The 26286-nt window shown below is 43.0% G+C and carries 25 protein-coding genes and 1 pseudogene; 13 read left to right on the top strand and 13 right to left on the bottom strand.

What is annotated here, in order from left to right:
• The first annotated feature begins 2 nt into the window (after positions 1-2).
• The 6 genes from HYN43_RS26785 to HYN43_RS26810 are packed head-to-tail and all read left to right on the top strand — an operon-like array spanning position 3 to position 5412.
• Positions 3-1127 (top strand): NAD(P)/FAD-dependent oxidoreductase, encoded by a 1125-nt coding sequence (locus HYN43_RS26785; RefSeq protein ID WP_119406929.1) that lies wholly within the window; start codon positions 3-5, stop codon positions 1125-1127.
• A 21-nt stretch (positions 1128-1148) separates the two neighbouring features.
• Entirely contained in the window at positions 1149-1844 is a 696-nt protein-coding gene (locus HYN43_RS26790) for a methyltransferase domain-containing protein (protein ID WP_119406930.1), read from the top strand.
• Between the two features lie 9 nt (positions 1845-1853).
• A complete protein-coding gene (locus tag HYN43_RS26795) occupies positions 1854-2918 on the top strand; it encodes a sensor histidine kinase (protein WP_119406931.1) in 1065 nt (354 codons plus the stop codon).
• A gap of 47 nt (positions 2919-2965) precedes the next feature.
• Positions 2966-3616 carry a DUF47 domain-containing protein gene (locus HYN43_RS26800; RefSeq protein WP_119406932.1) on the top strand — a complete coding sequence of 217 codons (651 nt, stop codon included), beginning with the start codon at positions 2966-2968 and terminating at the stop codon, positions 3614-3616.
• A 22-nt stretch (positions 3617-3638) separates the two neighbouring features.
• Positions 3639-4649, top strand: coding sequence for an inorganic phosphate transporter (locus tag HYN43_RS26805; protein WP_119406933.1), 1011 nt, complete (start codon positions 3639-3641; stop codon positions 4647-4649).
• A 34-nt stretch (positions 4650-4683) separates the two neighbouring features.
• Positions 4684-5412 carry a DUF4197 domain-containing protein gene (locus HYN43_RS26810; protein ID WP_119406934.1) on the top strand — a complete coding sequence of 243 codons (729 nt, stop codon included), beginning with the start codon at positions 4684-4686 and terminating at the stop codon, positions 5410-5412.
• 418 nt (positions 5413-5830) lie between these two features.
• On the opposite strand, the gene HYN43_RS26815 is transcribed toward HYN43_RS26810, so the two are convergent.
• Together HYN43_RS26815 and HYN43_RS26820 are read right to left on the bottom strand one after the other, a co-directional pair.
• Entirely contained in the window at positions 5831-7201 is a 1371-nt protein-coding gene (locus tag HYN43_RS26815; protein ID WP_162996646.1) for a carboxypeptidase-like regulatory domain-containing protein, read from the bottom strand.
• Between the two features lie 16 nt (positions 7202-7217).
• Entirely contained in the window at positions 7218-7787 is a 570-nt protein-coding gene (locus tag HYN43_RS26820) for an RNA polymerase sigma factor (protein ID WP_119406936.1), read from the bottom strand.
• An 84-nt stretch (positions 7788-7871) separates the two neighbouring features.
• On the opposite strand from HYN43_RS26820, the pseudogene HYN43_RS26825 reads away from it, so the two are divergent.
• Positions 7872-9836 (top strand): annotated as a pseudogene (locus HYN43_RS26825) (vWA domain-containing protein).
• A gap of 88 nt (positions 9837-9924) precedes the next feature.
• On the opposite strand, the gene HYN43_RS26830 reads toward HYN43_RS26825, so the two are convergent.
• The 6 genes from HYN43_RS26830 to HYN43_RS26855 form a co-directional block, all read right to left on the bottom strand.
• Positions 9925-10758, bottom strand: a complete 834-nt coding sequence (locus HYN43_RS26830; protein ID WP_119406937.1) for a mechanosensitive ion channel family protein — start codon at positions 10756-10758, stop codon at positions 9925-9927.
• A gap of 414 nt (positions 10759-11172) precedes the next feature.
• Positions 11173-12480, bottom strand: coding sequence for a carbohydrate porin (locus tag HYN43_RS26835; RefSeq protein ID WP_119406938.1), 1308 nt, complete (start codon positions 12478-12480; stop codon positions 11173-11175).
• A gap of 34 nt (positions 12481-12514) precedes the next feature.
• Entirely contained in the window at positions 12515-13165 is a 651-nt protein-coding gene (locus HYN43_RS26840) for an HD domain-containing protein (RefSeq protein ID WP_119406939.1), read from the bottom strand.
• A 53-nt stretch (positions 13166-13218) separates the two neighbouring features.
• A complete protein-coding gene (locus tag HYN43_RS26845; RefSeq protein ID WP_119406940.1) occupies positions 13219-13458 on the bottom strand; it encodes a helix-turn-helix domain-containing protein in 240 nt (79 codons plus the stop codon).
• 271 nt (positions 13459-13729) lie between these two features.
• On the bottom strand, positions 13730-14227 hold the full coding sequence (locus HYN43_RS26850) for a hypothetical protein (protein WP_119406941.1): 498 nt from the start codon (positions 14225-14227) through the stop codon (positions 13730-13732).
• On the bottom strand, positions 14228-15403 hold the full coding sequence (locus HYN43_RS26855) for a THUMP domain-containing class I SAM-dependent RNA methyltransferase (protein WP_119406942.1): 1176 nt from the start codon (positions 15401-15403) through the stop codon (positions 14228-14230).
• An 88-nt stretch (positions 15404-15491) separates the two neighbouring features.
• Between HYN43_RS26855 and HYN43_RS26860 the strand changes: the two genes are divergently transcribed.
• From HYN43_RS26860 to HYN43_RS26870, 3 genes are all read left to right on the top strand, one after another.
• Positions 15492-15860 (top strand): DUF3127 domain-containing protein, encoded by a 369-nt coding sequence (locus HYN43_RS26860; protein ID WP_119406943.1) that lies wholly within the window; start codon positions 15492-15494, stop codon positions 15858-15860.
• Between the two features lie 345 nt (positions 15861-16205).
• Positions 16206-18020, top strand: coding sequence for a sensor histidine kinase (locus HYN43_RS26865; RefSeq protein WP_245447032.1), 1815 nt, complete (start codon positions 16206-16208; stop codon positions 18018-18020).
• Between the two features lie 21 nt (positions 18021-18041).
• The gene (locus tag HYN43_RS26870; protein WP_119406945.1) at positions 18042-18734 is read left to right on the top strand and encodes a response regulator transcription factor; all 693 of its coding nucleotides are present in this window, start codon (positions 18042-18044) and stop codon (positions 18732-18734) included.
• 132 nt (positions 18735-18866) lie between these two features.
• Here the strand turns inward: HYN43_RS26870 and HYN43_RS26875 are convergent, their stop codons facing one another.
• The gene (locus HYN43_RS26875; protein ID WP_119406946.1) at positions 18867-19319 is read right to left on the bottom strand and encodes a DUF6036 family nucleotidyltransferase; all 453 of its coding nucleotides are present in this window, start codon (positions 19317-19319) and stop codon (positions 18867-18869) included.
• Complete coding sequence (locus HYN43_RS26880; protein WP_119406947.1) at positions 19319-19525, bottom strand: hypothetical protein; 207 nt, start codon at positions 19523-19525, stop codon at positions 19319-19321. The genes HYN43_RS26875 and HYN43_RS26880 overlap by 1 nt, the downstream gene beginning before the upstream one ends.
• 123 nt (positions 19526-19648) lie before the next feature.
• On the opposite strand from HYN43_RS26880, the gene HYN43_RS26885 reads away from it, so the two are divergent.
• Positions 19649-21214: a M20/M25/M40 family metallo-hydrolase gene (locus HYN43_RS26885; RefSeq protein ID WP_119406948.1), complete on the top strand. Its 1566-nt coding sequence runs from the start codon at positions 19649-19651 to the stop codon at positions 21212-21214.
• A 117-nt stretch (positions 21215-21331) separates the two neighbouring features.
• Here the strand turns inward: HYN43_RS26885 and HYN43_RS26890 are convergent, their stop codons facing one another.
• From HYN43_RS26890 to HYN43_RS26900, 3 genes are all read right to left on the bottom strand, one after another.
• On the bottom strand, positions 21332-21781 hold the full coding sequence (locus tag HYN43_RS26890; protein ID WP_119406949.1) for an RES family NAD+ phosphorylase: 450 nt from the start codon (positions 21779-21781) through the stop codon (positions 21332-21334).
• Positions 21782-21784: 3 nt separating this feature from the next.
• Positions 21785-22276 (bottom strand): type II RES/Xre toxin-antitoxin system antitoxin, encoded by a 492-nt coding sequence (parS, locus tag HYN43_RS26895; protein WP_245447033.1) that lies wholly within the window; start codon positions 22274-22276, stop codon positions 21785-21787.
• Positions 22277-22341: 65 nt separating this feature from the next.
• Positions 22342-23745 carry an MBL fold metallo-hydrolase RNA specificity domain-containing protein gene (locus HYN43_RS26900; RefSeq protein ID WP_119406950.1) on the bottom strand — a complete coding sequence of 468 codons (1404 nt, stop codon included), beginning with the start codon at positions 23743-23745 and terminating at the stop codon, positions 22342-22344.
• A 158-nt stretch (positions 23746-23903) separates the two neighbouring features.
• Here HYN43_RS26900 and HYN43_RS26905 point away from each other — a divergent pair, with 158 nt between their 5' ends.
• Both HYN43_RS26905 and HYN43_RS26910 read left to right on the top strand, forming a co-directional pair.
• Complete coding sequence (locus tag HYN43_RS26905; RefSeq protein ID WP_119406951.1) at positions 23904-24275, top strand: BlaI/MecI/CopY family transcriptional regulator; 372 nt, start codon at positions 23904-23906, stop codon at positions 24273-24275.
• A 2-nt stretch (positions 24276-24277) separates the two neighbouring features.
• Positions 24278-26254, top strand: coding sequence for a M56 family metallopeptidase (locus HYN43_RS26910; RefSeq protein ID WP_119406952.1), 1977 nt, complete (start codon positions 24278-24280; stop codon positions 26252-26254).
• Positions 26255-26286: the final 32 nt, after the last annotated feature.

Genomic DNA, 26286 nt, shown 5'->3' on the forward strand with positions numbered 1-26286 from the left:
ATATGACGGATGTAATTATAGTTGGCGGAGGATTGGCAGGGCTTTTTAATGCTATCCTGCTTAACCGGGCCGGGCTAAAGGTTACCGTTGTCGAACGCAAAAGCTACCCCATGCACCGCGTTTGCGGCGAATATATCTCGAACGAGGTGATCCCTTTTTTATCATCATTAGATATCAACCTCGATGAATTGAATGTTGCCCGCATCAACCGCCTGGAGGTTACAGCTGCATCGGGCATTAAACTATCGCAAAAACTGGATCTGGGCGGTTTTGGCTTGAGCCGCTTTTCGTTTGATAATTTCCTTTATCAGAAAGCGCTTGCCGAAGGTGTAAACATTTTGGTAAATACCCGTGCGGAGGATATTAGTTTTGTTGATAATCATTTTGAAGTTTTAACTCCCGGAAGCGCATTCACCGCCCCATTGGTCATCGGCTCATTTGGTAAACGCTCCAATCTCGATCAAAAATTAAAACGGCCGTTTTTTTATAAACGAAGCCCTTATCTGGCCGTGAAATTTCATTTACGGATGGATTTCCCTACTGATCTCATTCAACTTAATAATTACAAAGACGGTTACTGTGGTGTAAGTAAAACGGATGGTGACAGGTACTGTATGTGCTATATGGCCCACCGGGATGACCTGCGTAAATACGGTACCCTACAGGCTTTGGAAGAGAACGTGATCCGTAAAAACCCTTATCTCGATGAGATTTTCAGAAATGCAGAATTTTTGCTGGATAAGCCGGAGGTGATCAACGAAATCTCGTTCGAAAAAAAAGCACCTGTTGATAACCACATCCTCATGAGCGGGGATACTGCAGGGATGATTGCCCCGCTTTGCGGTAACGGTATGACTATGGCGATTCACTCGGCAAAAATTCTTTCAGAAAAAATCATCACTCACTACAAACCCGGTAGTTTTAATGCCGATAAGCGACTGGCACTTGAGCAGGATTATACCTATACCTGGAATAAACAGTTTGCCCAACGCCTTTGGGTAGGCCGGCAATTGCAGCGTTTGTTTGGTAATGATAACATGACTGCCTTGGCGTTAAACACGCTGAAACGCCTGCCATCGGTAGCGCAATACCTGATAAGTAAAACTCACGGCCAACCATTTGCATAGTTCAGGCGTATTGTATTATATATGCCCGATTTAAGTTACCGCACAGACACCCTCGAGATGATGGATGATTTTGGTCTCCCATCAACAGAAATTGATCCCGTTTTAGAAGGTTTAGGAAAAATGAACGCCTTGTTTGGCGGCCACAAAAGTATCATCAAAACGCTAAGGCATTTTCCGGTGCAAAATGGATTTTCCGTAACCGATTGGGGTTGTGGTGGTGGCGATGCCCTCATTGCGATAGCCAAATGGGCCATTAACCGAAAAATATATCTCAAACTAAAAGGCATAGATGCTGCAACTGCCGCAGTACGTTACGCCCGCCAACAATCAAAAGGATTTAATAATATCAGTTATATAAATGCCGATGTTATTGAAGATACTCATTTGCTTAACACAACAGATGTGATTATCTGCAGCCTGTTCAGCCATCATTTTGACGACGAGCGATGGATAGTATTATTACAGAACATGATGACCTCGGCGCAAAAAGGAATCATTATAACCGATTTACACCGGCACCCTGTTTTGTATTACGCCGTGGTATTGATTACAAGAATTACAGGTAATAAAATGGCACAAAATGATGGCCCGCTTTCGGTGCGGCGCGGCTTTAAAAAGCACGAATTATTAGCTCTATTAAAAAAGGCACAAATTAATAACTTTAAATTAACATGGCGCTGGCCCTTCAGGTGGGAGTTAATCATCTATAAATCGTAGCTTTACGCTATGAATTTGCGTGTACTGGTTTTAACAACCTCGCTGGGCGTGGCTATTACGCTCTCGGCGGTTAACTTTTATTTTCAGCATAAGTGGTACGATGTAATGGTGACTTTCAGCGTTGCCTTAGGCGTAAGCTACTTCGTTTTCTATTACCTTATCGAAAAATACATCTATTCACGCATCAAGCTTATCTATAAACTGATCCATAACCTGAAGCTGGGCCGTGATTTGCGCGATGCTTTGGGCGAGCACGTATCGGCCAACCCCATTGCCGATGTAGAACAGGAAGTTAAAGAATGGGCCAAAGAAAAAAAGAGCGAAATTGACGAACTGCGCAAACAGGAAAAATTTCGCCGCGACTTTTTATCCAATATCTCGCACGAGTTTAAAACGCCGCTTTTCGCCATCCAGGGTTATATAGAGGCCCTGCAGGATGATGATTTTGAAGATAAGGAAATGGCCCGCCAGTTTTTGGAAAAAGCATCAAAAAATGTTGACAGGCTGAGTTACCTGATCAAAGATCTGGACGAGATTTCGAAACTGGAATCGGGCGAAATGCCGATCAATTACACCAAATTCAAGATCAACGATTTAATAAAAGAGGTATTTGAATCGCTGGAGATTAAAGGCAAGCAATACCATATTAAGCTGATTTTTAAGCAGAAATATGATGAACCCATTGTGGTTAATGCCGACAGGGAGAAGATCCGCCAGGTGCTGGTGAACCTGATCGATAATTCGTTTAAATATGGTAAGGAGGAAGGCAGTACCTCGGTAAGCCTTTTTCAACTGCATGATCAGGTGTTGATTGAAGTTACCGATGACGGCATAGGCATTGAAGAAAAATTTTTGCCGCGCCTGTTCGAACGCTTTTTTCGTACCGATAGCAGCCGCTCAAGGCAAATTGGCGGCTCGGGACTGGGCCTGGCTATTGTTAAGCACATTATTGAGGCACATCAGCAAACCATCAATGTGCGCAGTACCGAAGGTTTGGGTTCAACATTTGGCTTCACTTTGCAGCGGGCCAAGCAAACTATACCATTCCCAAATTTACCTGTGTTAAAAAGTTAACATTAATTTAATATACTAACCGTACCTTTACACAATTTCAAATCATTATGTCATTAAACAGCATATTCCAATATTTTGTACCAAAAGATAAAAAAATCTTTTTCCCATTGTTTGAACAGGCCACAGCCAACGTTGTAGCCATGGCCACAGTATTGGTTGAAGCTGTAAACTCCAACAACGAAGCCACCCGCGAAGAGCTTTATAAACAGATTGATAAACTGGAAAATAAAGGCGATGAGTACACCCACCAGATTTACCTGGAGCTGGGCAAGAACTTTATCACCCCTTTTGATCGCGAAGATATCCACGCACTGGCCACTGCTATTGATGATGTTGCCGATTACATACAAGGCGCTGCCAACCGTATGAGCCTGTACCGTATTGATGATTTGAACGAGCACATCCGCAAACTGTCTGACCTGATTTTACAGGCCAGCATCGATTTGGAAAAAGCGGTAAGAGAACTGAAAGACCTGCGTAACGTGCGTAACATAGCCGATTCATGCATCAGGATAAACAGCGTTGAAAACCAGGCAGATTATGTGTTTGACCGTGCCGTAGCAGATTTGTTCCTGTATGAAAAAGACGCTATCCGCCTCATCAAATACAAAGAAATTTTGGCCGCTTTAGAAACCGCCACCGATATGTGCGAAGATGCAGCCAATGTTATGGAATCAATTTTAGTTAAAAACGCTTAAGTATTACCTTATCTCCAACTAAATGGTTACTTCCCTACTTGTAGTTATTGTTGTACTTGCCCTGCTGTTTGATTATACCAACGGTTTTCATGATGCGGCAAACTCTATTGCCACCATCGTATCCACCAAAGTATTAACACCTTTCCAGGCCGTATTAATGGCCGCGGTTTTTAACTTTGCTGCTTACTTTTTTATAAAAGACCACAAGGTGGCCAACACGGTATCAAAAATTGTTATAGAACAATTTGTTACGCTGCCGGTAATTTTAGCCGGATTGGTTGCCGCCATTACCTGGAACCTGATCACATGGTGGTTTGGCATTCCTTCAAGTTCATCGCATACATTGATAGGCGGTTTTGCCGGAGCGGGCATGACTAACGCACTTTTTTTGGGTGTTAATGTTGCCAAAGCCGTAGAGATGAATTATGTACTTAAAATTATAGCCTACATAGTTTTAGCGCCATTTATTGGTTTGCTGATAGCTTACATAGTTACCATTGTAATATTACACCTGTGTAAAAATGCACGTCCTGCTGTTGCCGAGCGTTGGTTTAAACGCCTGCAGCTGGTATCATCAGCAGCATTAAGCTTTGCTCACGGTGGTAACGATGCACAAAAGGTAATGGGTATTTTATATGTAAGCCTTATCGCATCAAAAATAATTAAAGCAGGCGATACAATGCCCGAGTGGATCCCTTTGGCCTGCTACTCGGCTATTGCTGCCGGCACCATGTCGGGCGGTTGGAAGATTGTGAAAACAATGGGCTCCAAAATTACCAAGGTAACTCCGCTTGAAGGTGTGAGCGCCGAAACCGCGGGTGCTATTACCCTGTTTATTACCGAGCGTTTCGGGATTCCGGTTTCAACTACGCATACCATTACAGGTTCAATTATAGGTGTGGGTTTAACAAAAAGGGTATCGGCCGTGCGTTGGGGCGTAACCATTAACCTGGTTTGGGCCTGGATCATCACCATACCTATTTCGGCACTGATTGCCGGTTCGGTATTTGCTTTGTTACACTTTTTTGCCTAACCGAAGGCAGGTATTTTTGTTACATTTACTTACTATGAAAACAAAACTACTTATCATACCGGCATTAATTGCCTTTATTACTTTAAGCAGCTGTGATACCCTTAACCAGGTAGCCAACGCAACCGTTCAAAACCAGGGCACACCAACCTCGCTCGAAATTGGCAACGGCTTAAAGCAGGCGCTTGAAATAGGCACCGGCAAAAGTTCCGACCATCTTTCGGCACTTAACGGTTTTTTTGGCAACGCAGCCATTAAAATCCTTTTCCCGCCCGAAGCACAAAAAGCCGAGAAAACTTTACGCAGTTTGGGTTTGAATAGCCTTTGCGATAATGTGATCCTATCGCTTAACCGTGCTGCCGAAGATGCAGCCAAACAGGCCAAACCTATCTTTGTTGATGCCATTAAGCAAATGACCTTACAGGATGTTACCAATATTTTATTGGGAAGCCAGGATGCGGCAACACAATATTTTAAACGTACTACAACGGCTAAACTTAGCTTACAGTTTAAACCTGTAATACAAGGCAGCTTAAACAAGGTTAACGCCACCAAATACTACACCGATGCTGCCCAGGCTTACAATAAAGTTCCTTTTGTATCAAAAATTAATCCCGATATCAGCGATTATGTAACCCAAAAAGCTATTGAAGGGTTGTTTGTGGAGATAGCTAAAGAGGAACTGAACATCCGTCAAAACCTTGGCGCACGCACTACACCTTTATTGCAAAAGGTATTTGGTTTTGCTGATAAGAAGAAAGGATAAATAAAGATTTTTTTGGATTGAAAAGGGGATGAGGTAGCTTGTTTCCTTTTGTTGTGATTAGGCCTGCTGTATATTTTTAGGCACGCTAAGGCGCTAAGGCGCAAAGATTTTAATGATGCTTGCGGTTTAGTAACATAATTTGCATTTAAATTCGTTGTCGTTCATTTTAAGCACGCAAAGGAACTAAGTCGCAAAGGCTTTAAGTTTTTTGGTGGTTTATCGGTATTTCTGAATCCGCATTTAACTTCATTGCCGTTGGTTTTAACCAACTGATAATGAAAGCAGAAAGAAGGCTTTAGCCCAAATAACCAAGCGGGATAGAATTGGGATTAAAGTGAGCTTATGCTAACTCATAGTGGATAAGGAATATTAGGCGACTTTTTTATTGCGGGAGGCAAATTCATCGACAATAATTTTACTACTGCTGTTTCTGAAACTTCACTTTCACCGTAACCTGCTCGGGTTTATGGTTGGTGTTGCCAACCCATGATGGGCCGTTTTTAATCAACTCAATGGCTTTTTGGTTAGCCGTTTCGTTCAAGCCTTTTTTGATGCCGAACTCATCAATTATTCCGCTCGGGAAAACGGTGAATATAACCGTTACTGTTCCCGTTGTTCCATCGGGCAATACGGCATTGGTTTGCAGATATTTTTTCAGAGCGCTCCAACCAAGCTGCGGGTGTGCTGCCACAACGGCGGGTGCATCGCTATCGTCATCATCCCGTTTGCGGCCGTAGGCGGACACTACAACTTCACTAAGCGCGCTTTTATCTTCGGCTAAAGCAATTTTTACACTGTCGCCGCGTGTGGCGCTAACCTGGCGGTGCTGGTAACCGATATAAGCCACATCAAGCGTGGCATTATCAACCGGGGATGAAAGCGAAAATTTGCCGTTAACATCAGTTACGGTACTGCGGTTAGTGCCTTTTATCCTGATGGCCGCGCCGATAATAGGCGAACCGTCATCTCTCGAAATAATGGTACCGGCTATATACAATGATTCAGCAGCGGCTTTATTGCTGAAGCCGGGTGCCGGGGTTGAAGTTACACCGTCAACCTTACCCTGTAATTTAAATAACGCCGGAGGGGTGGGTTTGGCGGTAGTTTTGGCGTTTAACCCCAATAAATTCTGAGCTGTCGAGTCTCTTTTAATTGATGAGGTATAACCTAAGGCAACCCTTTCGTCAAGGCTTACATCAGGTTTTACGTTGTATTGGTACGTACTCTTATTTTCGGTTGCTGCAGGCGGTTCAGAGCCAAAACCACTATTGGCAGCTGGTACAAGGTTGTTAGCCATTTTATTATCGCCTGCCGAAATTTCCTGTTGGTAAATGGCATTTGCAGATGCTTTGGTCGATTTTCGTTTGCCTCCGGGAGTAAAAAACTTTGATGCCTGCTTCGCAACCAGCGGCGATTTTATGGTATCGCCTTTTTTTATAGTATCGCCAACTATCGGTATCGGCGGCGTAATATTATTGTCTGCAATGTTTTTATCAGGCTTGAGCTCTGTATTTGCCGATTTTTTTAGGTACAGCCCGCCAATGGTAAGCACAATTAAAACAGAAGCCGCTATAGGCCAAACCTTCCACGGAATAACAAAACCACGTTCTTCTTTGGTTCGTTCCTGCAAACGGCGCGACAGATCGGCCAGGTTAAGGTGCTGGTCGGTTTTGACACTCCCATAACCTTCAAGGGCATCCATTAAAAACGGATCGTCAAGCGCTTGCATTTCAAGCTTGTGCATAGCACGGGCATCAAGCTCGCCGGCAAGGTACTTTTGTATTTGCAATATGTCGATCCCTTTACTATGCACTGTTACGTTCGAGGCAAATTTTTAAATTACGCTTGCCGTTTTGGATATAGCTTTTCACCTCATTTAAGGTATACCCGGTTATTTCGGCAATTTCTTTATAGCACTTCTCTTTTAAATAAAAAAGATCGATACTTTGTTTTTGTGCACCCGTTAGCTTTTCAATACAGCTTTCAAGCGCTTTTAGTGTTTCTTCCTTGTTATTATCATCATGATGCACAAGTGGGGTAAATTCCATAACCTCATCTAAATTAACCAGGTCTAATTTTTTACCGCTTCGCAATTGCATCAAACAATAATTGCGCCCAAGTACGTAAACCCAGTTTCTGAACTGTTTAATATCATGCTTCTGCACTTTATCAACCAGCTCTTCAAAAATACCCATTACGGCATCTTTGGCCAGTTCTTCATCTTTCAGATATTTAAGGCAAATGCCATAAATAAGCTGCATATACCGTTGGTATAAGCTGCCCAAAACCGTTAGGTTACCGTTTGCCCGATAATCACTAAGTAGTTCCTCGTCTGTTGATGTCCCTGGTTTTTTGGGTTTTATAAATAGGTTCATTAAAACATTACAAAATTAATTTTTTTTAATGGTTTATGGAAATCAAGTATTCCGGGCATCCTTAAGGTAAAAATAAAAGGAGCCATGAAGAGAATATTTGTGATTATTTTGTTGTTTGCAGGCTTAACCGGGTTTAAGCCCCTTAATGTGCGCCAAATAAGCGGCGTGGTGTACGATAGTAAAGACAGCCTGCCGATACCCGGTGTAGCGGTACGGCTTAACGGTACACCCATGGGTACCCTAACAGATGCCAAAGGCAGATACAGTATCAATTTACCCGAGGGTAAAAACACGCTCACTTTTAGTTTTATAGGCTATGTTTCGCAAACTGTTAAACCGGATAAAAGCGATAAGCTGAATGTTTACCTCAATGCATCATCACAATCGCTTGCCGAAGTGGTGGTTACTATGAGCGCGCCCAAAAGAAGGGTAAATATTACCGGCAGCGCAAGCTCTGTTAGCAACGGCATTGTAAGTCAGCCTTATACAATAACCAACCAGTTAGCAGGCAAGGTGGCTGGTCTTTACGTAACATCAAAAGGTAATCGGATAAAAGCAAATGTGAATGCTAATCAATATGGTTATATTGCCCCTGCGCCGGCCGATCCGCAGGATGAAAGTTATAAGGCCATTACCGAAAACGGATTTAAAAATCCGGAAAGTGAGCCGCTCTCCACTTTTTCGGTTGATGTTGACGCCGCGTCGTACAGCAATGTGAGGCGTTTTATAAACGGCGGGCAATTGCCACCGGTTGATGCCGTGCGGGTTGAGGAAATGATCAATTACTTTAGCTATAACCTTAGCAGCCCAACCAATAGCGATCCGGTTGCTATTCATACCGAGCTATCAACCGCTCCGTGGAATAATAAGCACCGTCTTATCCGCATCGGTTTAAAAGCCAAAACTATTCCTACCGGTAATCTGCCTGCTTCAAACCTCATTTTTTTGATAGATGTTTCGGGGTCGATGAATATGCCTAACAAATTGCCGCTGGTGCAATCCTCATTAAAAATGTTGGTTAACCAATTGCGCGCCAAAGACAGGGTGGCTATTGTAGTGTATGCAGGCGCGGCTGGCGAAGTACTTGCCTCAACCCCCGGCGATCATAAAGAAACCATCAACAATGCCATCGATAACCTGAGTGCCGGGGGATCTACGGCCGGAGGGGAGGGTATAAAATTAGCCTACAGCATAGCCCAAAAGAATTTTCTGAAAAACGGCAACAACAGGGTGATCCTGGCCACCGACGGCGATTTTAACGTAGGCGCATCCGGCGACGATGATATGGAAAAACTAATTGAGCGCCAGCGCGAAAGTGGTATCTCGCTCTCGGTACTTGGTTTTGGGATGGGCAATTACAAAGACAGTAAAATGGAAGTACTTGCCGATAAAGGCAACGGTAATTATGCCTATATAGATAACATTACCGAAGCCCGCAAAACCCTGGTAAGCGAGTTTGGCGGTACTTTATTTACGGTAGCAAAAGATGTTAAGCTGCAGATTGAGTTTAACCCGGCCAGGGTGCAGGCTTACCGCTTGTTGGGTTACGAGAACCGGGTTTTAGCCAAAGAAGATTTTAATAATGATAAAAAAGATGCCGGCGATATGGGCTCGGGCCATACAGTTACTGCTTTTTATGAAATAGTACCAGCTGGTGTTAAAGATGATTATTCTTAAAGCGTTGATCCGCTTAAATATCAAAAACCGGCTAAAGCCAATTATTCTTCGGCATCTGATGAAATGATGACCATTAAATTCAGGTATAAGGAGCCAACCTCGATGAAAAGTAAATTGAGCCAGGTTGTTGTAAAAGATCAGCCAATGGCTTTAAACGCTACATCTACCGATTTTCGTTTCGCGGCCTCGGTAGCCGAGATTGGGATGTTGCTGCGCGATTCGCAGTTTAAGCAAAATGCAAGTTATAAACAGGCCATCAGTATGGCACGTGCCGCAAAAGGTGATGATAACGAGGGATACCGCGCCGAGTTTATAAAACTGGCCGAAAGTGCGAGGTTATTGAGTAAAACAGAAACTGAAGAATCAAAATGATATTAAACCGAAGAAGGCTGTTTCTGAAGTAAGAAACAGCCTTCTTCGGTTTATCAAGCTAACTTCGTTCCACGTCAATCGGGTACGTTTAAGCAATAGCTGTAGTATGTACAGGGCGTTGGGTAATATAAAAATGAGGCTTGGGCATCCCAACTTTATGCTCATCAAATGCTTTTTTAATAAGTTCCTGGGTTCCGAAAAATACCGTCCAGTAATCATGAGCTTTAGCATATGGGCAAATACCTATCGCTATCTTGCCTTCATTTATTTTAGATACGTTAACAACCGGCGCCGGGTTAGCTAAAACAAGAGGGTGCGACAGACAGGCATCAATAGCAATCTGGCGTATAACATCCATATCGTTTTGAGGTTCAATCTCCAACGAGATATCTACCCGGATGCTGCCGTGCCTGCTGTAGTTTACAACGGTATTGTTTGATACTGCACCGTTTGCCAGTATCACCGTTTTATTATCGGGTGTAAGCAATACGGTGTTAAAAATCTGGATTTCAATCACCGCGCCGTTTTGCCCCTGCGATTCGATGATATCGCCAACTTTAAAAGGCTTGAAAACCAGGATAAGCACGCCACCTGCAAAGTTGGCCAACGAGCCCTGCAGGGCCAAACCTACAGCCAGGCCAAGCGCACCGATAATAGCAACAAACGATGTTGTTTGAATGCCCAGCATGCCGGCAACGGTTATCAGCAACAATACGCGTAAACCTGCCATCATTAAACTGCTGAAAAACGATTGCAGCGATACATCAATTTTGCCTTTAGCCATTGATGTGTTAAAAATGCGGCCAAGCCAGTTAATAATATAAAGACCGATAACGAAAACAAGCAGGGCGCTTAATAAATTAAGACCGAAGGTGCTTATCCATGAAATAAACGCGGCAGTGTAAACAGATACATTTTCCATAATTAAAATAGCTTAGGGTTGTAAAGGTGATTTTATGATGATTAGTTTATTTGTTATGCCTGGATTATTTTTTATACAGCACATCTGTGTTGTACTTCGTTAAGATACGCAAAACAGGAGTATGGATTTTGCTTAAATGAAAGATTAACAACGTGTTAATGTTTGATAATTAAGAAACTAAAAACCAAATTTGGGTGCCTTGTTTTAATTAGGGGTGATGGAAGATTTACTATTTTGAAAATATCGAAAATTCAAATTAATTGCTTCTGTTTAGCATGTACAGCAACGCAAATCATAGCGTAGGAGGAAGAAAGAAACTTATCCGCGAATGCGAAAGAATAAAGAAGAAAATAGATAAAGCGCCGGTAAATTCAATGTTTTTAATTGACCTGTACCGGCGCTTTAAAGCAACTTTTAAAATTCGATATGCGCCCTTAATGAAAGCACATTTACCGGCCCGCGGTCTTTATTATAAGCCGGGTTCAGCAAAAACTGGTAACCGGGGGTAAGCCAGAATTTTTTTTGATAAGCGTTGATTTTATAATCAAGCTCGGCAATAAACTCGGTGCCGTAGTTAAGTTTGCCATCGCCAATAATAAAACCGTAACCGCCGGCGGCGAGGTAATCGCGGTGAGCTGATGATATGCCATTAGCAACAAAAGCCAGGCCCAGTTCGTCATCGCCACGGTTCCATGAGCCGCCTTTCAGCACACCGCCGAAACTTAATGATCGGTCGATCTCAGTAAAATACCAGGTTTGGGTTTTCCCATCGTTATAGCTTACTTTGGCAAATACGCCAAAATCTTTGGTTAAATATTGGTCGGCGCTGATGCCAAAACCATATTTATGCCTGCCGTAGGCCTGCGTGGTATCTACAACAGGTGCCGTGGGACTAAGCGCAAGGGCCTGCCTATAATTGCCCATTTTGCCGTTATTGCGGAAGCCAAGGATGCGTACGGCGCCTTTTTGCCCGTTAAGGGTGTAGCGTTTTTCATACTCAATGGTTTGGGTATTGGCTTTACCAATTTTCTGATCCCAAATAGCTCCGTTTGCCGTAGTTGTCGACATGGTGAAGGCGAAGCGCAGTGTCCAGTTAGGCTGGCCCAGCTCGGTATGGATACCCATTACGTAGCCACGGGTATTGGCGGGATAATCCCATGCTCCGTTATCCATCAAACTCCAGTTCATAAACTGTGTACGCGGGTCATGACTAAATTCGTTGCCATCATAAAAATCGGCCATGCCAAATTTGCCCACGGTAACCGAAAAATACCGTTTGCTTTTGAGGCCCGCCAGTTGGTTGGCATCATCGCTGATGGTATCTTTTTCTTTTCCCCATTCAAAGTTTTGGGTAAAATATAAGCGGGCTATATAAATTTTAGGCTCGGCACCGCCAACGCGAAAAGTTTCGCCGTTTGGAAAGCCGGCCGCTCCCAAAGTTTTACTCAGACCAGATCCGCCAGAAAGTTCGGGATTGAAATAGGCCTCGGCCCCTTTCCATAATCTTGCACCGCCAAAAAGCGTGGTGGTTATAGAGCTTTGCGTTTCCTTTTCGGTAAGCAAACTGTTATCGCCGGTATAATCGGCATGGAACGATGGCTTATGCTGCGTAATAACCGTTTGTTGGAAATGGAAGTTAAAGCGCTGCTGTTTTACGGTATCCTGCCCAAAGGCAAATGCAGCCGTAAATAATGAAAATATACTAAGTAAAATTTTTTTCATAAACTTAATTTGGCGTAAAAGTAAGCTTTCAACTTTACTTCAAATCGCATTCATCAAAAAACTGTGTTAAATAAGCTTCCATAAATGCATGCCTTTGCGCGGCCAGTTTTTTGCCGGTTTCGGTGTTCATTTTATCTTTAAGCAATAAAAGCTTTTCGTAAAAATGGTTTATGGTGGGGGCCGAGGTGTTTTTATATTCCTCTTTGGTCATGTTAAGGTTTGGCTTAATTTCTGGGTTATAAAGCTCGCGGCCTTTAAAGCCACCATAAGTAAAGGCCCTCGCAATACCAATTGCGCCAATGGCGTCAAGGCGGTCGGCATCCTGTACCACGGCCAGTTCGGGCGAGTGGAATGAAGGTTTATCAAAACTGGCTTTGAAGCTCATGTGCCTGATAATTTGCTGTACATGTTCAACAATAGTCGCATCAACATTCATGCTTTGCAGATAGTTGCCTGCCGTACGCGGCCCTATCTCTTCATCGCCGTTATGAAATTTGCTATCGGCAATATCATGCAGCAAGGCAGTAAGCTCAACTACAAGCTGATCGGTTTTTTCTGTTTGATTAATGAGTTTGGCGTTAGTCCACACACGGTGAATGTGCCACCAGTCGTGGCCACCTTCGGCATTTTTAAGCGTATCGCGCACAAAGGTAATTGTGGCGGATATTAAAGAGTTATGTTCCATCTTTCGCAAAGATAGTAAGCAAAAGATGGAACAAGGGTAATGTGTATAAAACGTTAAGCAGCGGCTACTTTATCAGTATTTATCAGTTCAGTAACATCAACCTCCAAAATGGCGGCTATCTGAAACAGTCTTTCAACGGTTATTTTGGTATAACCCAATTCAATTTTACTATAAGCATTTTGCGAGATACTAAGCTTGGCGGCAAGGTATTCCTGGGTATAATTTAATCCTTCCCTGGTATGCCTGATGTTAGCAGCAATCGCTTTTATCTTGATATTAAGCATATCTTTCATCCAATTACATAATTATTCAACTATAACTAACGAGAATAATTTATGCCTGGATTTTGCTTTTTTTATTTTTTTTCAAAACTTACGTAATTACCGACATTTTGGTTTTGTTATTTTTAATTTAAAGTAAATTTTAACAGCTGTGTATAAGTTTGAATTGCCCAGGGCTTTAAACAGCGGATTAATTAATACGATATCAAAAAAAATAAAAAAAAAGCGATAAATTTTTCAATTCATCGCTTTACCTGTTGCTTATAATGCCCGGTTGGGGATCTTATTCCGTCAAATCATAGCTTATCAATACTGTAGGCAGCAAGGTTGCAGTCTCTATCGGTACCTGGTTGTATGATATAATGGGTTTGCGCTGGCTGTAATACTCAAAGGCTTGCTTAATGGTAGCGTTACTGGTATTTGCCGAGGCATTAAAGCTGATTGAAAAAGGGAGAATAAAATCGTGCAGCTTTTCATGATCGGGGATAATCCATTTATGGTTCGATTTTCTGAGCGCATCAATAATGGGTACTACCAGGATAGCATCATCAGCATAATAAACAATAATTTTTTTGATAGTGCCCTTATCATCTGCCGTAAACTTAAAAACGGCTGTACCGGTGGCCTTCTTTTTCATGATCTCGGGCGATACAACAAGGCTGTCTTTAAAAAAGCGATTCATAATGGGGCTGCCGCCCTGAAATGGGAAAACCAGTTGCGTTTGCGCCTTTACAAGTACTGATGATAAAATAAGTGTTATAAAAAACAGAATCCTTTTCATTTAATTTTCGGGTTTGGGCTCGCGTTTGCTGCCTTCGTAAAGTTCGTATTCAAACAAACGGCAGTCAAGCTTTCCGTTGTAAAATTCAATTTTTCTTGCTGCCTTAAGGCCGATTTTTTTGGCCAGATCGGGGTTCCCGGTAAACACATAACCGCGATAGCCAAGACATTTCTTTTTCAGAAAATCGCCTACGCGTTTATAAGTCATTTCCAATTTGGTGTGTACGCCTAAACGCTCGCCGTATTCGGGGTTAAACATAACAATGCCCGGTTCGGCAGGTACTTCCGTCTCTTCAAAATCACAAACGGCAAAATCAATCAAATGTTCTACGCCAGCGGTTTTGGCATTTTTGCGGGCAACATCCACCGCATCGGCCGAAATATCCGAGGCGATAATTTTAAAGCCGGTTTCTTTTTTGGCTTTATCCTTTAAAGCGCGGCGTTCGGCAAAAAATACCGTTTCATCATAGCCTAAAATGTGCATAAAGCCATAGTTCATCCTGAAAAGGCCGGGATGTTTATCTGTAGCCAGCAAGGCGGCTTCAATAGCCAATGTTCCGGAGCCGCACATGGGGTTTATAAAAGTACTTTTCCTGTCCCAGTTGGTTGCCATAATGGTTGAGGTTGCCAATGCTTCCAGCATGGGGGCCTTGCCCGGTATTTTGCGGTAGCTATGCTTGGCCAGCGTTTCGCCCGATGTATCTAAAAATATCTCGGCGCGGTTATCCTGCCAGTATAAGTGTACAACTGTTTTATTAGCCTCCGGGCCAGAGTTGGGTCTGATGCCTTTTGCCGATTTAATCCTGTCAACAATGGCATCTTTTACCTTAACGTTGGCAAACAAGGGTGTAAGGATATGTTCGTTATTAACATTGGATGTTACCGAAAAATATCCCGAAAAATCTATCAGCTTTTCCCATTCAATGGTTACCAGCTCGTTGTAAAGCTCGGCAGGGTCATTGGCGGTGAATGCTTTTAATAAATACAGGATCTGGCTGCCGCAGCGCAGATTTAAATTAAGCGGTATGGTATCTGTAACGGTGCCTTTAAGCTCAACTCCGGTATTGAAAACACGGGTTGGCTCGTACCCTAAAGCTTCAACCTCCTGTTGCAGGTAGGGCGATAGTCTTTTATTACAGGTAATGATGATCTTACTCTCGGTGTGGAAAACTTGCATATTAATTAGGCAAAATTAACAATTAAAAAGCCCCCATTTTAATTTCATTACTATTAACTTTACATTTTAAATTATTTGAAGACTAATTATGGAAGTTAAAGGTAAGGTACATGAAGTGTCGGCTACCCAGCAAGTAACCGAATCGCTAAAAAAACGCGAACTTATACTTGAATATATTGAGAACCCTCAATACCCTGAATATTTAAAGTTTGAAGCGATACAGGATCGTTGCAATTTGTTGGATAACGTAAAAATTGGCGACGATGTTGAAGTTTCATTCAATTTAAAAGGCCGTCCGTGGACAGACAAAACCGGCAAAAAGACATATTTCAACTCGTTACAGTTATGGAGGATTACTCCGCTGGCTGCTGCTAACAGCGCTGCTGCCGCACCTCAATACGCTGCTCCGGCTGCCGATATCAGCTCATCAAGCGATGATGACGATTTGCCGTTCTAAGCTATCAGCATAAAAATAAAATTTTCAAAAGGCTCCTCATTAAACAGGGAGCCTTTTGTTTTTACGGTCGCCAGGTATAATATATGTTGTATATTGCTTTAGGTGAATAAAGCCCGGGGTAATCGCTTTTAAAAGGAGGCTCCCTACGGAGCCAAAAAATCCTAAACGATTATAACTATAAACACGGTACTCCTATGGAGTTTTATGGCGAGTATGTTTTGCGAAAGGGGGACAATATGCCACTAACCTCCGATCTCCAACCTCTAATCTCTACCCTAACTTTTGTTAAATATTGTTAAAAACCAACACCGTACATGTATTTCAAATAATTTTGTGTGTTAACAAATGAAGAAACGAAGCATAGGTTTAATAATTGGATTGATGGGTTTTGCGCTTTTGAGCGTAATAGCCATGCAGTTTTATTTCCTGCGCCAATCGTACCAGATGCAATCTGATCTGTTTGATCGTTCGGTGCGCGAATCGCTCAATAGCGTGGTTGATAAAGTTACCCGGCAGGACGCCAATAACTTTTTAAAGGCCAAAACTCAACCCGTTAGTAATGTAATTGCCGACAGTGAAGATGGCGGATCGGCACCTATCCGCACTGTAAAAACCAATAGCGGAAGCAAAAAACAAACTGCCCGCGAAAAAAGGATAGCCATGCTCAGGGATAGCCTGCAGCGAATGATCAACCATAAAAAAATGGATGATGAGCTGAACGGACTGCTGCAAACCGAAGGTACTGTTGATTTTAAAGTGCATGTTGAAGAATATACTGATGAGTTTGGTGTGGTGCATGAACAGCTAACACCCGAAATTGTACGTACACACATTACCCGCCGCATAACGCGCCCTAAAAAACTGCATAAGTATGATACATTGAGGTATGTTTATGTAGATCCGCAATTTGGTAAACAGATGATCTCTGTACCCCGCATTAACCCGCTTTGGGTTCAGGAGCAAGCCCGCAAGCAAAAGGAAAAACAGCTATTGCAGATCAAAAAAATGCTGGAGGTTGATTCGCTTGAGAAAGTGCACCTGGCCAGCAACAAACCTACCGTTATTGAAAACCTTGCCGAAGAGTACAGGAAATCGGGTGAGCCGCTTAACAAGCGCATTAATCCGCTTTGGATTGATTCGTTATTGAGGTTTGAGCTGCATACCCGTGGCATTACGTTGCCATTTAGCTATGAAATAAGTACTGCCAACAGCGATTCGCTCATATTCTCGAACGCCAGTGATAGCGAGGGCGAGAAACCTCCGGTATTTGTTGCGGCCAACACCTATCAAACGCCAATATTTACTAAAGAGGTAATCAATGATCCGGGTAAGATCATGCTATCCTTCCCGCAAAAAAACTCGCTCATTTTGCGCAACATGACAGCATCGATGGCTACCACCGGCGGCCTTACCATGGTGTTGATATTTTGTTTTGGTTATACCATCTTCTCTATCCTGAGACAAAAAAAGATCTCAGAAATGAAGATCGATTTTATCAACAACATGACCCACGAGTTTAAAACGCCGGTATCAACCATTATGATTGCCAGTGAAGCTTTGCGGGATAACGAAATAGCCGAAGATAAAGCCCGCGTTTCCCGCCTGGCTAATATCATTTTTGAAGAAAACGCGCGCCTGGGAAGTCATATTGAAAGGGTACTGAATATTGCCCGTATTGAGCGTAACGATTTTAAACTGGATAAAAAGCCGGTTGATGTAAATGAAATGGTTTCATTGGTGCTTGATAGTATGGAACTTAAGCTGCAAAAGTGCAATGCCAAAACCACGCTGCATCTCGAGGCCGATAATGCTTTCATTATTGCCGACGAACTCCACTTTTCGAACGTGCTATACAACCTGATTGATAATGCCATCAAATACAGTAATGAGGCGCCTGATATTACCATAAGCACTGCCGTTAAAAGCGGGCAGGTTGTTATCAGGGTTGCAGATAAGGGCATAGGAATGAGCCGCGATCAGCAATCAAAAATATTTGAGCAGTTTTATCGCATCCCAACCGGTAACGTGCATAATGTTAAAGGTTTTGGATTGGGGTTAAGCTATGTTAATACGATTGTGAAACGCCTTAACGGCACCATAGGTGTAAAATCTGAAAAAGACAAAGGCTCGGAGTTTGAGTTGAAATTCGCGGTGGCGTAAGCTCCGGACTAAAGAATAAGCATGAAAAAAATACTACTTGTTGAGGATGATGCCAACCTGGGTTTGTTATTGCAGGATTACCTGCAGTTGAAAGGAAAATTTGATGTGGTTTTGTGTAAGGATGGGGAAGAAGGCCTGCGCGCCTTTACCAAACAAGCATATGATTTGCTGATACTGGATGTGATGATGCCCAAAAAAGATGGCTTTACTCTTGGCAAGGATATCCGCAAAATTAACGCCCAGGTGCCTATTATTTTTGCTACAGCCAAAGGTATGATTGAAGATAAAACCCAGGCCTTTAATTTGGGTGGGGACGATTATATCACTAAACCATTCCGTATTGAAGAATTACTTCTCCGGATAAACGCGTTATTGAAGCGCACGGATAATGCGGGAAAAAAAGAAGAGGAAAAGCAAACCTCATTTAACATCGGCAAATACACTTTTGACTATACTTCGCAGATGATCATGATTGCCGATACCCAGCAAAAACTCTCAACCAAAGAAGCCGAATTGTTGCGCCTGCTTTGTATGCGCAAAAACGAAGTGCTTACCCGCGAAGAGGCCCTGCTAAATATCTGGCACGATGATAATTACTTTAACGGCCGCAGTATGGATGTGTTTTTAAGCAAGATCCGCAAATACCTTAAAGATGACCCGAACGTTGAGATCATTAACGTGCATGGCAGGGGTTATAAGCTGTTGATTAATTAACAATTATACAGGACTTGGCTTTTTAGAATACAGGGCACCTACGGAGCCTGCTCGCTATGACAACTCACTACTATAAACACGATACTCCTAACGGAGTTGAAAAAAACGCCGGAGGGCTGACGCATTTAGGTATTACTTTATAAGGTTGTCAAGATCATCCAAGTCTTTGTGTCTTCCAGATGCCTTTTTTGCGCTGATTAAATCGTTTAGATGTATTGTCCTTATTGATAAACCGTCTTCTTCAAAATAGATGGCATTTTCAAAACAGGTATCAAAATCAAGTCCCAATGCTGTAGTCATCACATCAATGGATGTAGGGGGCCTACCATAAGTAAACACTTCAATTTCCGGAGACATGAATTTCTCTTCGGTCATATCAAAAATTGGCATCCCAAATCTGCTAAATGCAAGTTTTAACTTCTTGTAATTCTCAATAGTCCTGTCGATCCAGATATCCATATCACCAGTACTTCTCGAATGTCCGTGTAAAATAACAGAGTAGCCTCCTATCAAAATATATCTCACACCTCCTTCATTCAATTCATGTATGAAGTCCCGAAAATCCTGATTGAAAATATTGCCCATTATTTTTGGCGCTTTCTAATGCTAAACGCTGTCCGATCTAATCGTGGCGGTTCGTTTTCCGGATAATTATAAGCAACGCTGTTTAAATAGTTGGCGATACGTAAACGCTCCTGCCAGGTTAAATCTTTGTAGTAAGTACTATGCTTTGCAGCTTCTTTTGCAGTTTGCGCTTTAAATGCCATTCTGTCTAATCTGTAATTACTCATAAGCCAAATATACCTTATAAAATATAAAGCATGTAACAACTTTGTTAAATCAACATCTCCCCGATTTTAATTTATTATAAATAGGTTTGTTACTGACTGAACTGATCTTATAATTTATTTATTATGAAGTTAAAACTACTTTTTTCGTGTTTTATTGCAGCCGGTATTGCAGTACCGGCATTAGCCCAGGAGCCCGTTGATGCGGCCATGGTGCAAAAGATAAGGGAGGAAGGCCTGAACCATTCAAAGGTAATGGAAACGGCCTTTTACCTTACTGATGTTTCGGGTCCGCGCCTGGCAAACTCGCCGGGTTTAATCCGTGCGCAGAAATGGGCTGTTAACCAGCTTAAAACCTGGGGCATGAGCAATGCCAGGCTGGAAAGCTGGGGCAAATTTGGTAAAGGTTGGGAAGTGCAGAAAAACTACGCCGCCATTACCGTTCCGTATTATCACGCTATTATCGCTATTCCTAAAGCCTGGACACCTGGTACCAATGGCTTAATTAAAGGCGACGTGATGATTTTAAAAGCCGATTCGGCTGTCGAGTTGGAGCAGTATAAAGGCAAGCTGGCCGGTAAAATTGTAATATTTGATACCAAAGCCCCAACCGAACGCACCTGGAAGATTGATGCAGCCCGCTACACCGACGAAGAGCTTGCAGAAATGGCTAATGCCAAAGCTACACCGGCCGGTCCGCGGCGCAATGCTCCTGATCCTAACGCTGCACAAATGGCATCATTCCGTAAGTTACGCGCTTTCAGAACTGCTTTAAGCCAGTTTTTGGTTGACGAAAAAGTAGGCCTGATATTAAGCCAGGGCCGCGGCACTGATGGCACGGTGTTTACAACCAACGGCGCGTCGTACGCTGATACAGCCAAAGCAGTAGCGCCCGAGCTGGAAACCAGCAGCGAAGATTATCAGCGTATATTACGTTTGCTGAAAGGCGGACAGCCGGTACAACTGGAGGCCGAAATTAAAACTCAGTTTATTACTGATGATTTGCAGGGTTACGATGTTGTTGCCGAAATTCCGGGTACGGATAAAAAACTGAAAAACCAGGTGGTAATGATTGGCGGTCACCTTGATTCATGGCATGCGGCAACCGGCGCTACTGATAACGCGGCCGGCAGCGCGGTAATGTTGGAGGCGATGCGTATATTAAAAGCCATCAACTTTAAACCAAAACGCACCATCCGCATAGCCTTATGGAGCTCGGAAGAGCAGGGTTTATTTGGTTCGCGCGGTTACGTAGCCAACCACTTTGGCGATCCAAAAACCATGGAATTAAAACCGGAACAAGCTAAGCTATCGGCCTATTATAACTTAGATAACGGCACCGGTAAAATCCGCGGCGTTTATTTGCAGGGCGATTCGGCTGCCGCGCCTATTTTCAAGGCATGGTTAGAGCCCTTTAAAGATTTAGGCGCTACCACGCTTACCATCCGAAATACAGGTGGCACGGATCACCTGTCGTTTGATGCGGTTGGCATTCCAGGCTTCCAGTTTATACAGGATGCAATTGACTATGGTACCCGTACCCACCATAGTAACCAGGATACTTATGACAGGTTGATAGAAGATGATTTGAAACAGGCTGCTACCATCGTAGCTTCATTTGTATATCATACTTCGCAACGCGCCGAGATGATTCCGCGTAAAGAATTGCCGAAACCTCAACCGGCAAGGTAATATAAAAATTGACAAACACGTGTCATTATAAGGAACGAAGCAATCCCCGATTAGCAGGTTCGACCTGTATAGTTTGGGATTGCTTCGTTCCTCGCAATGACGTTTTTGTTATTAAATCTATTGCTTTATCCGCTGGTCGAAAATAAACGGTACCGACCGGATTAGTTTGATCTCCCCAAAATCTTCATGTTTAGGGTTAAGCAGGTAGTTAAATTCTTCTTCAATAATTGATGATGGCACGGCCAAAATAGCCGTTTTTCTTTCCCTGATCCAATTTTCGCCTATCAATTGAGTATAACGCATTTGGTTAAAATCGCTCCAATCAACACGGAGATCATCTAATTTAAGGGTAGTTATTTTAAGTTTATCCGGCGCCTCAATAGTCATTACATTAAAAGCCGCAATAAGCCCCAGCTGGTTACGGTGCACCACGTTTTCAAGGCAGGCTAACGACCGGCTTGATGCCGTATAGATCATATCCACTTCGTTCGGGTTCCAACGTGCGGCCCTGCCCGATGCTATCAGCTTATCCGCGTATTTGGCAAGCGCTATCCTGTATATCAGCATGTTTTAAGCCAGATCGCCGTATTTTATGCGGGTGAGCTCCTCGTCAATAAACTGAATTCCGGTAATCGTATCCATCAAATTAAAAGGTACACGATTGCCGAGCCCATAAGCAGGCGCATGCAGCCATTGCTGAAAAGCCTGTGCCGAACCAAATACCTCAATACCGCTATCAAACAAAGCGAATGATTTAAGCAGTTTTTCGCTTAATGAGGCATCAAGCTTTAACTGGCGGCTAACGTGGTTTTGAATGGTTTTTACCGTGGTTTTAAAAGTTTCCTGAAATTCATCCTGCGTAAAACCCGAAAGTGCCAGAAAATCAAGAGCGCTTTTAGCTTCAAGTCCTTTTTTTGATCTGTCGAGCAGGCCGATATCATCATTGTACCGGGGTATGGTGATGTAAGGTTCCTGAAAGTCATTTACATAACTTACCATAGGCTCAATATTGTATTGATTGGGTTTTGGTGTTTTGCCGGTGGTTGATTTACGCTTTTCCATGACTTTAAAAGTTTATCCAATACAAATATGGAAATTTTTCTATGAATTAAAGAATATTTTCCAGCTTATTTTAAATCGATCCGTTGGTGCTGATAGGGGATTTCTACATGCTGAAATCCTTTCTGCTTAAGCTTGCCGGCAAAATGATGCTGCACCTCATATTCGCCATGGACAAGAAACACGGTTTTTACCAAAGCCGGATCCTGGCAGGATACAAAATGCAGTAAGTCGTCGTAATCGCCATGGGCACTCATCGATCTGATCGAACGTACTTCGGCCTTAACCTCGTATTGTTCACCAAAAATGTGTACTTCATGATCGCCACGCAGCAGGCGGCCGCCCAACGAGTTTGGTTCGGCATAGCCAACCATTAAAATGGTGTTTTTTTGGTTGTTGATATTGTTTTTAATATGATGTTTTACCCGCCCGGCCTCGGCCATGCCCGATGAAGCTATAATAACGCATGGGCGCGGATCATCGTTTAACGCTTTTGATTCTTCTACGCTTTCAATAAACCTTAGCCCTTTAAACCCAAACGGGTTGGCATCCGTCTTTAAAACATCCTGTACTTGTTTATTATATACCTCGGGGTGATTCATCAGTATCTGGGTAGCTTTTTCAGATAACGGACTATCTACATAATAATGAACATCAGGTAAAATACCCTTCAATTCCAACCCATTTAAGGCGTATAAAAGCTCTTGTGTACGTCCAACGGCGAAAGCGGGAATGATCACCTTTCCTTTTTTAACCTCGCAGGTTTGTTTAATAATATCGAGCAGCGCATCTTCAATCGGTCCGAGTTCTTTGTGAAGCGAGTCGCCGTATGTTGATTCGAGCAAAATGTAATCGGCCTGTTCAAAAGGTTCGGGGCTTTTCAATAACAGATCGCCGTAGCGCCCCACATCACCGCTAAATGAAATGCGGGAGCTTTTAACATCCTCCAAAATATTGAGATGCACCGCTGCACTGCCCAAAATATGCCCGGCATCGGTAAAGCTGAATTTTACATTTTCGTTTATCACATATTCTTCACCATATTCTACAATTTTAAACAGGTGCAGGGCTTCCATCACGTCCTCGTCGGTATATAGCGGACTAAGCAGTGGCTGGCCTTTACGGGCACGGTGTTTATTGTCATATTCAATATCCTGCATCTGGATCTTAGCCGAATCAAGTAGCAGGATACGGGCCAGGTCCATTGTGGCCGGGGTGCAGTAAATATTGCCTTCAAAACCCTCGGCAACCAGCCGCGGAATAAGTCCGCAATGATCAATGTGTGCGTGTGAAAGGATCAGGTGATCAACCTTTTTTGGGTTAAAACCAAAATGCTCGTTCATTTCTTCGGTTTGTTCGCCCAGGCCCTGAAACATGCCGCAATCAAGTAAAATGCCGGTGCCGTCATTAAGCCTAACTAAATGCTTGCTGCCGGTTACGTTACGGGCAGCGCCATGAAAAGTTATATTCATTTATAAATGGTATATGAAGTATCACAACGAAGATGGCAATTAAAAGTTTATCAAACTAAAAACTAAAAATTTAGTTGTTAATTTGAAATACATCATCTACCTTAGATAAACCGATCAGTTAAATTAATACACGAGGTATTAATATTAAAAGTACACACATGGAAATTAAAGAGTTAACCCGCGCCGAAGAGCAGCTTATGCAGGTGCTTTGGCAATTAAAAAAAGGGTATGTTAAAGACGTTATCGACCAGTTGCCCGAGCCCAAGCCCGCCTACAATACCGTATCAACCATAATCCGGATTTTGGAAACCAAGGGTTTTGTGGGGCATACGGCCTACGGCAAAAGTCACGAGTATCACCCGGTTATCAGCAAAGAGCAGTACCAGAATTTTGCAGCCGATAAATTGTTAAACGGCTATTTTGATAACTCGGTTAACCGCATGTTTTCATTTTTTGTGAAGAAGGAAAAAATCGACCTGAACGAGGCCGATGAGATCATGAAACTGATTGAAAAACTAAAAGAAAAATAATTATGAGCTGGTGGCAATATCTGTTGTTGGTAAACATATACCTGTTGCTGTTTTACGGGTTTTATATGCTGTTGTTGCGGAAGGAAACTTTTTTTCAGCTTAACAGGCTTTACCTGGTAAGTGCCGCCGTTCTGTCGTTCATGATCCCTGTTATCCAGGCTAACTGGGTGCAAAACCTGTTTATCACTCAACAGGTAAAATATACTTTGTATAACAGCCCCGTGTTGGTTTATCACTTTAAGCCGATTGAAGAATCGCCGGTGAGCATTGGGCAGATATTGTTTATTATTTATGTTGCTGGGATCCTGTTTTTATCGGGCAGGCTAATCTGGCAGCTTATCAGGCTAAAAAAAGTGATCAGCCAGCCCGAGCCTCCTGTATCTTACTCCTTTTTTAAAACGGTGAAACTTAATGCCGATGATGAAGAACATGCCGCCATCAGCACCCACGAGGAGGTGCACGCCCGTCAATGGCACTCGGCCGATGTGCTTTTGGTTGAGTTGGTGATGATTATCAACTGGTTTAACCCGGTGGTTTATTTTTACCGCATGGCCATTAAACATATCCATGAGTTTATTGCCGACAGGCAGGCCATTAAAGCAGGCACCAATAAGGCCGATTACGCCATGCTGCTTTTAAGCCAAACGTTCCATACGCCAACACATGATTTGGTTAACCCGTTTTTTAACAAAAGTATGCTGAAGGCAAGGATTATAATGTTGCAGAAAAACAATTCGCAGCGCATTAAACTGATCAAATACGGGCTTTCGGCACCTTTGTTTATTTTGATGATGATTTTATCATCGGCTACTATTAATAATAGTGATGCTATTACGGTGATCAATACCAAAGCCGATAAAGTTTTTGCTACCCCGGCCAGTAAGGTAACCGAAATAACAATTGATGAACCACTTCCTGCTATTGAGGATAACCAGGTTACCCCTGCTGATACTACGGAGGTGTTCACTGCTGTTGAGAACGTGCCTGAGTTTCCGGGCGGGATTGAAGCCTTTGGCAAATTTTTAGGCTCAAACATCAGGTACCCTGCAACCGCCCGCGAACAAAAGATCCAGGGCCGGGTGATCATCACTTTTATTGTTGAAAAAAACGGCGCTCTGTCAAACGAGAAAATTGTAAGGGGTATTACCGATGATTTGAATAACGAAGCGCTGCGTGTTATAGCGTTATCACCAAAATGGAAACCGGGTATACAAAACGGGAGGCCGGTTAGGGTGCAATATTCTGTACCTATCAATTTTTCGCTGGCCCCGGATGATGTAGCTACAATTGATACGGTGCCGGGCATTAAAGGAAAAATTACATCTGATCCTGTTTTTACCTCTGTAGAACAGGTGCCGGAGTTTCCGGGTGGTATAGAAGCCTTCGGCAAGTTTTTGGCAATCAATCTTAAGTATCCCAAAGCCGCTCGCGATAACAACGTGCAGGGCCGGGTAATTATTACTTTTATAGTTGAAAAGGACGGCTCGTTAACTGATATGAAGGTTGTTAGAGGAATTGGTTCCGGCTGCGATGAAGAAGCGGTGCGGGTGCTGAAACTTTCGCCTGCCTGGAAATGCGGCACACAAAACGGACATCCAGTTAAAGTGCAGTACAGCGTGCCGATAAGTTTTAAGCTGGCCGATGATCAAAAAGAAAAAGCCGGAGAAAATAAAACCGGCGCGGTTGAAACAGGTAACCCCGTCTCGTCATTTTCTACACAGGTGCGCCGGGATACAACCAAATCAACCGTTATACTCAGAGATGTTAACGGACCTGTGCAACCGTTGTATATTGTTGACGGAAAAGTGCAAAATAGCCGCTTTGTTTTAAACTCGCTTAATCCATCTGATATCGAAAGCATCAGCGTGTTAAAGGATAAAACGGGAGTTGCAATTTACGGCGAGAAAGCCGCGAATGGCGTAGTATTGATTGTTACCAAGGCTGCTGCTAAAAAGAAAGCTGCCCGGAAAAATGACTAAGAATCAACTCATTTAAATTGTAAACAGGATAA

This window comes from Mucilaginibacter celer (assembly GCF_003576455.2).
In the GTDB taxonomy this organism is placed as follows: domain Bacteria; phylum Bacteroidota; class Bacteroidia; order Sphingobacteriales; family Sphingobacteriaceae; genus Mucilaginibacter; species Mucilaginibacter celer.

What these genes read in the sequence shown, in the direction of transcription:
- HYN43_RS26785 (WP_119406929.1), top strand. Translation starts at nt 3, where the DNA reads ATGACGGATGTAATTATAGTTGGCGGAGGATTGGCAGGGCTTTTTAAT.
- HYN43_RS26790 (WP_119406930.1), top strand. Translation starts at nt 1,149, where the DNA reads ATGCCCGATTTAAGTTACCGCACAGACACCCTCGAGATGATGGATGAT.
- HYN43_RS26795 (WP_119406931.1), top strand. Translation starts at nt 1,854, where the DNA reads ATGAATTTGCGTGTACTGGTTTTAACAACCTCGCTGGGCGTGGCTATT.
- HYN43_RS26800 (WP_119406932.1), top strand. Translation starts at nt 2,966, where the DNA reads ATGTCATTAAACAGCATATTCCAATATTTTGTACCAAAAGATAAAAAA.
- HYN43_RS26805 (WP_119406933.1), top strand. Translation starts at nt 3,639, where the DNA reads ATGGTTACTTCCCTACTTGTAGTTATTGTTGTACTTGCCCTGCTGTTT.
- HYN43_RS26810 (WP_119406934.1), top strand. Translation starts at nt 4,684, where the DNA reads ATGAAAACAAAACTACTTATCATACCGGCATTAATTGCCTTTATTACT.
- HYN43_RS26820 (WP_119406936.1), bottom strand. Translation starts at nt 7,787, where the DNA reads ATGAACCTATTTATAAAACCCAAAAAACCAGGGACATCAACAGACGAG.
- HYN43_RS26830 (WP_119406937.1), bottom strand. Translation starts at nt 10,758, where the DNA reads ATGGAAAATGTATCTGTTTACACTGCCGCGTTTATTTCATGGATAAGC.
- HYN43_RS26835 (WP_119406938.1), bottom strand. Translation starts at nt 12,480, where the DNA reads ATGAAAAAAATTTTACTTAGTATATTTTCATTATTTACGGCTGCATTT.
- HYN43_RS26840 (WP_119406939.1), bottom strand. Translation starts at nt 13,165, where the DNA reads ATGGAACATAACTCTTTAATATCCGCCACAATTACCTTTGTGCGCGAT.
- HYN43_RS26845 (WP_119406940.1), bottom strand. Translation starts at nt 13,458, where the DNA reads ATGAAAGATATGCTTAATATCAAGATAAAAGCGATTGCTGCTAACATC.
- HYN43_RS26850 (WP_119406941.1), bottom strand. Translation starts at nt 14,227, where the DNA reads ATGAAAAGGATTCTGTTTTTTATAACACTTATTTTATCATCAGTACTT.
- HYN43_RS26855 (WP_119406942.1), bottom strand. Translation starts at nt 15,403, where the DNA reads ATGCAAGTTTTCCACACCGAGAGTAAGATCATCATTACCTGTAATAAA.
- HYN43_RS26860 (WP_119406943.1), top strand. Translation starts at nt 15,492, where the DNA reads ATGGAAGTTAAAGGTAAGGTACATGAAGTGTCGGCTACCCAGCAAGTA.
- HYN43_RS26865 (WP_245447032.1), top strand. Translation starts at nt 16,206, where the DNA reads ATGAAGAAACGAAGCATAGGTTTAATAATTGGATTGATGGGTTTTGCG.
- HYN43_RS26870 (WP_119406945.1), top strand. Translation starts at nt 18,042, where the DNA reads ATGAAAAAAATACTACTTGTTGAGGATGATGCCAACCTGGGTTTGTTA.
- HYN43_RS26875 (WP_119406946.1), bottom strand. Translation starts at nt 19,319, where the DNA reads ATGGGCAATATTTTCAATCAGGATTTTCGGGACTTCATACATGAATTG.
- HYN43_RS26880 (WP_119406947.1), bottom strand. Translation starts at nt 19,525, where the DNA reads ATGAGTAATTACAGATTAGACAGAATGGCATTTAAAGCGCAAACTGCA.
- HYN43_RS26885 (WP_119406948.1), top strand. Translation starts at nt 19,649, where the DNA reads ATGAAGTTAAAACTACTTTTTTCGTGTTTTATTGCAGCCGGTATTGCA.
- HYN43_RS26890 (WP_119406949.1), bottom strand. Translation starts at nt 21,781, where the DNA reads ATGCTGATATACAGGATAGCGCTTGCCAAATACGCGGATAAGCTGATA.
- parS (WP_245447033.1), bottom strand. Translation starts at nt 22,276, where the DNA reads ATGGAAAAGCGTAAATCAACCACCGGCAAAACACCAAAACCCAATCAA.
- HYN43_RS26900 (WP_119406950.1), bottom strand. Translation starts at nt 23,745, where the DNA reads ATGAATATAACTTTTCATGGCGCTGCCCGTAACGTAACCGGCAGCAAG.
- HYN43_RS26905 (WP_119406951.1), top strand. Translation starts at nt 23,904, where the DNA reads ATGGAAATTAAAGAGTTAACCCGCGCCGAAGAGCAGCTTATGCAGGTG.
- HYN43_RS26910 (WP_119406952.1), top strand. Translation starts at nt 24,278, where the DNA reads ATGAGCTGGTGGCAATATCTGTTGTTGGTAAACATATACCTGTTGCTG.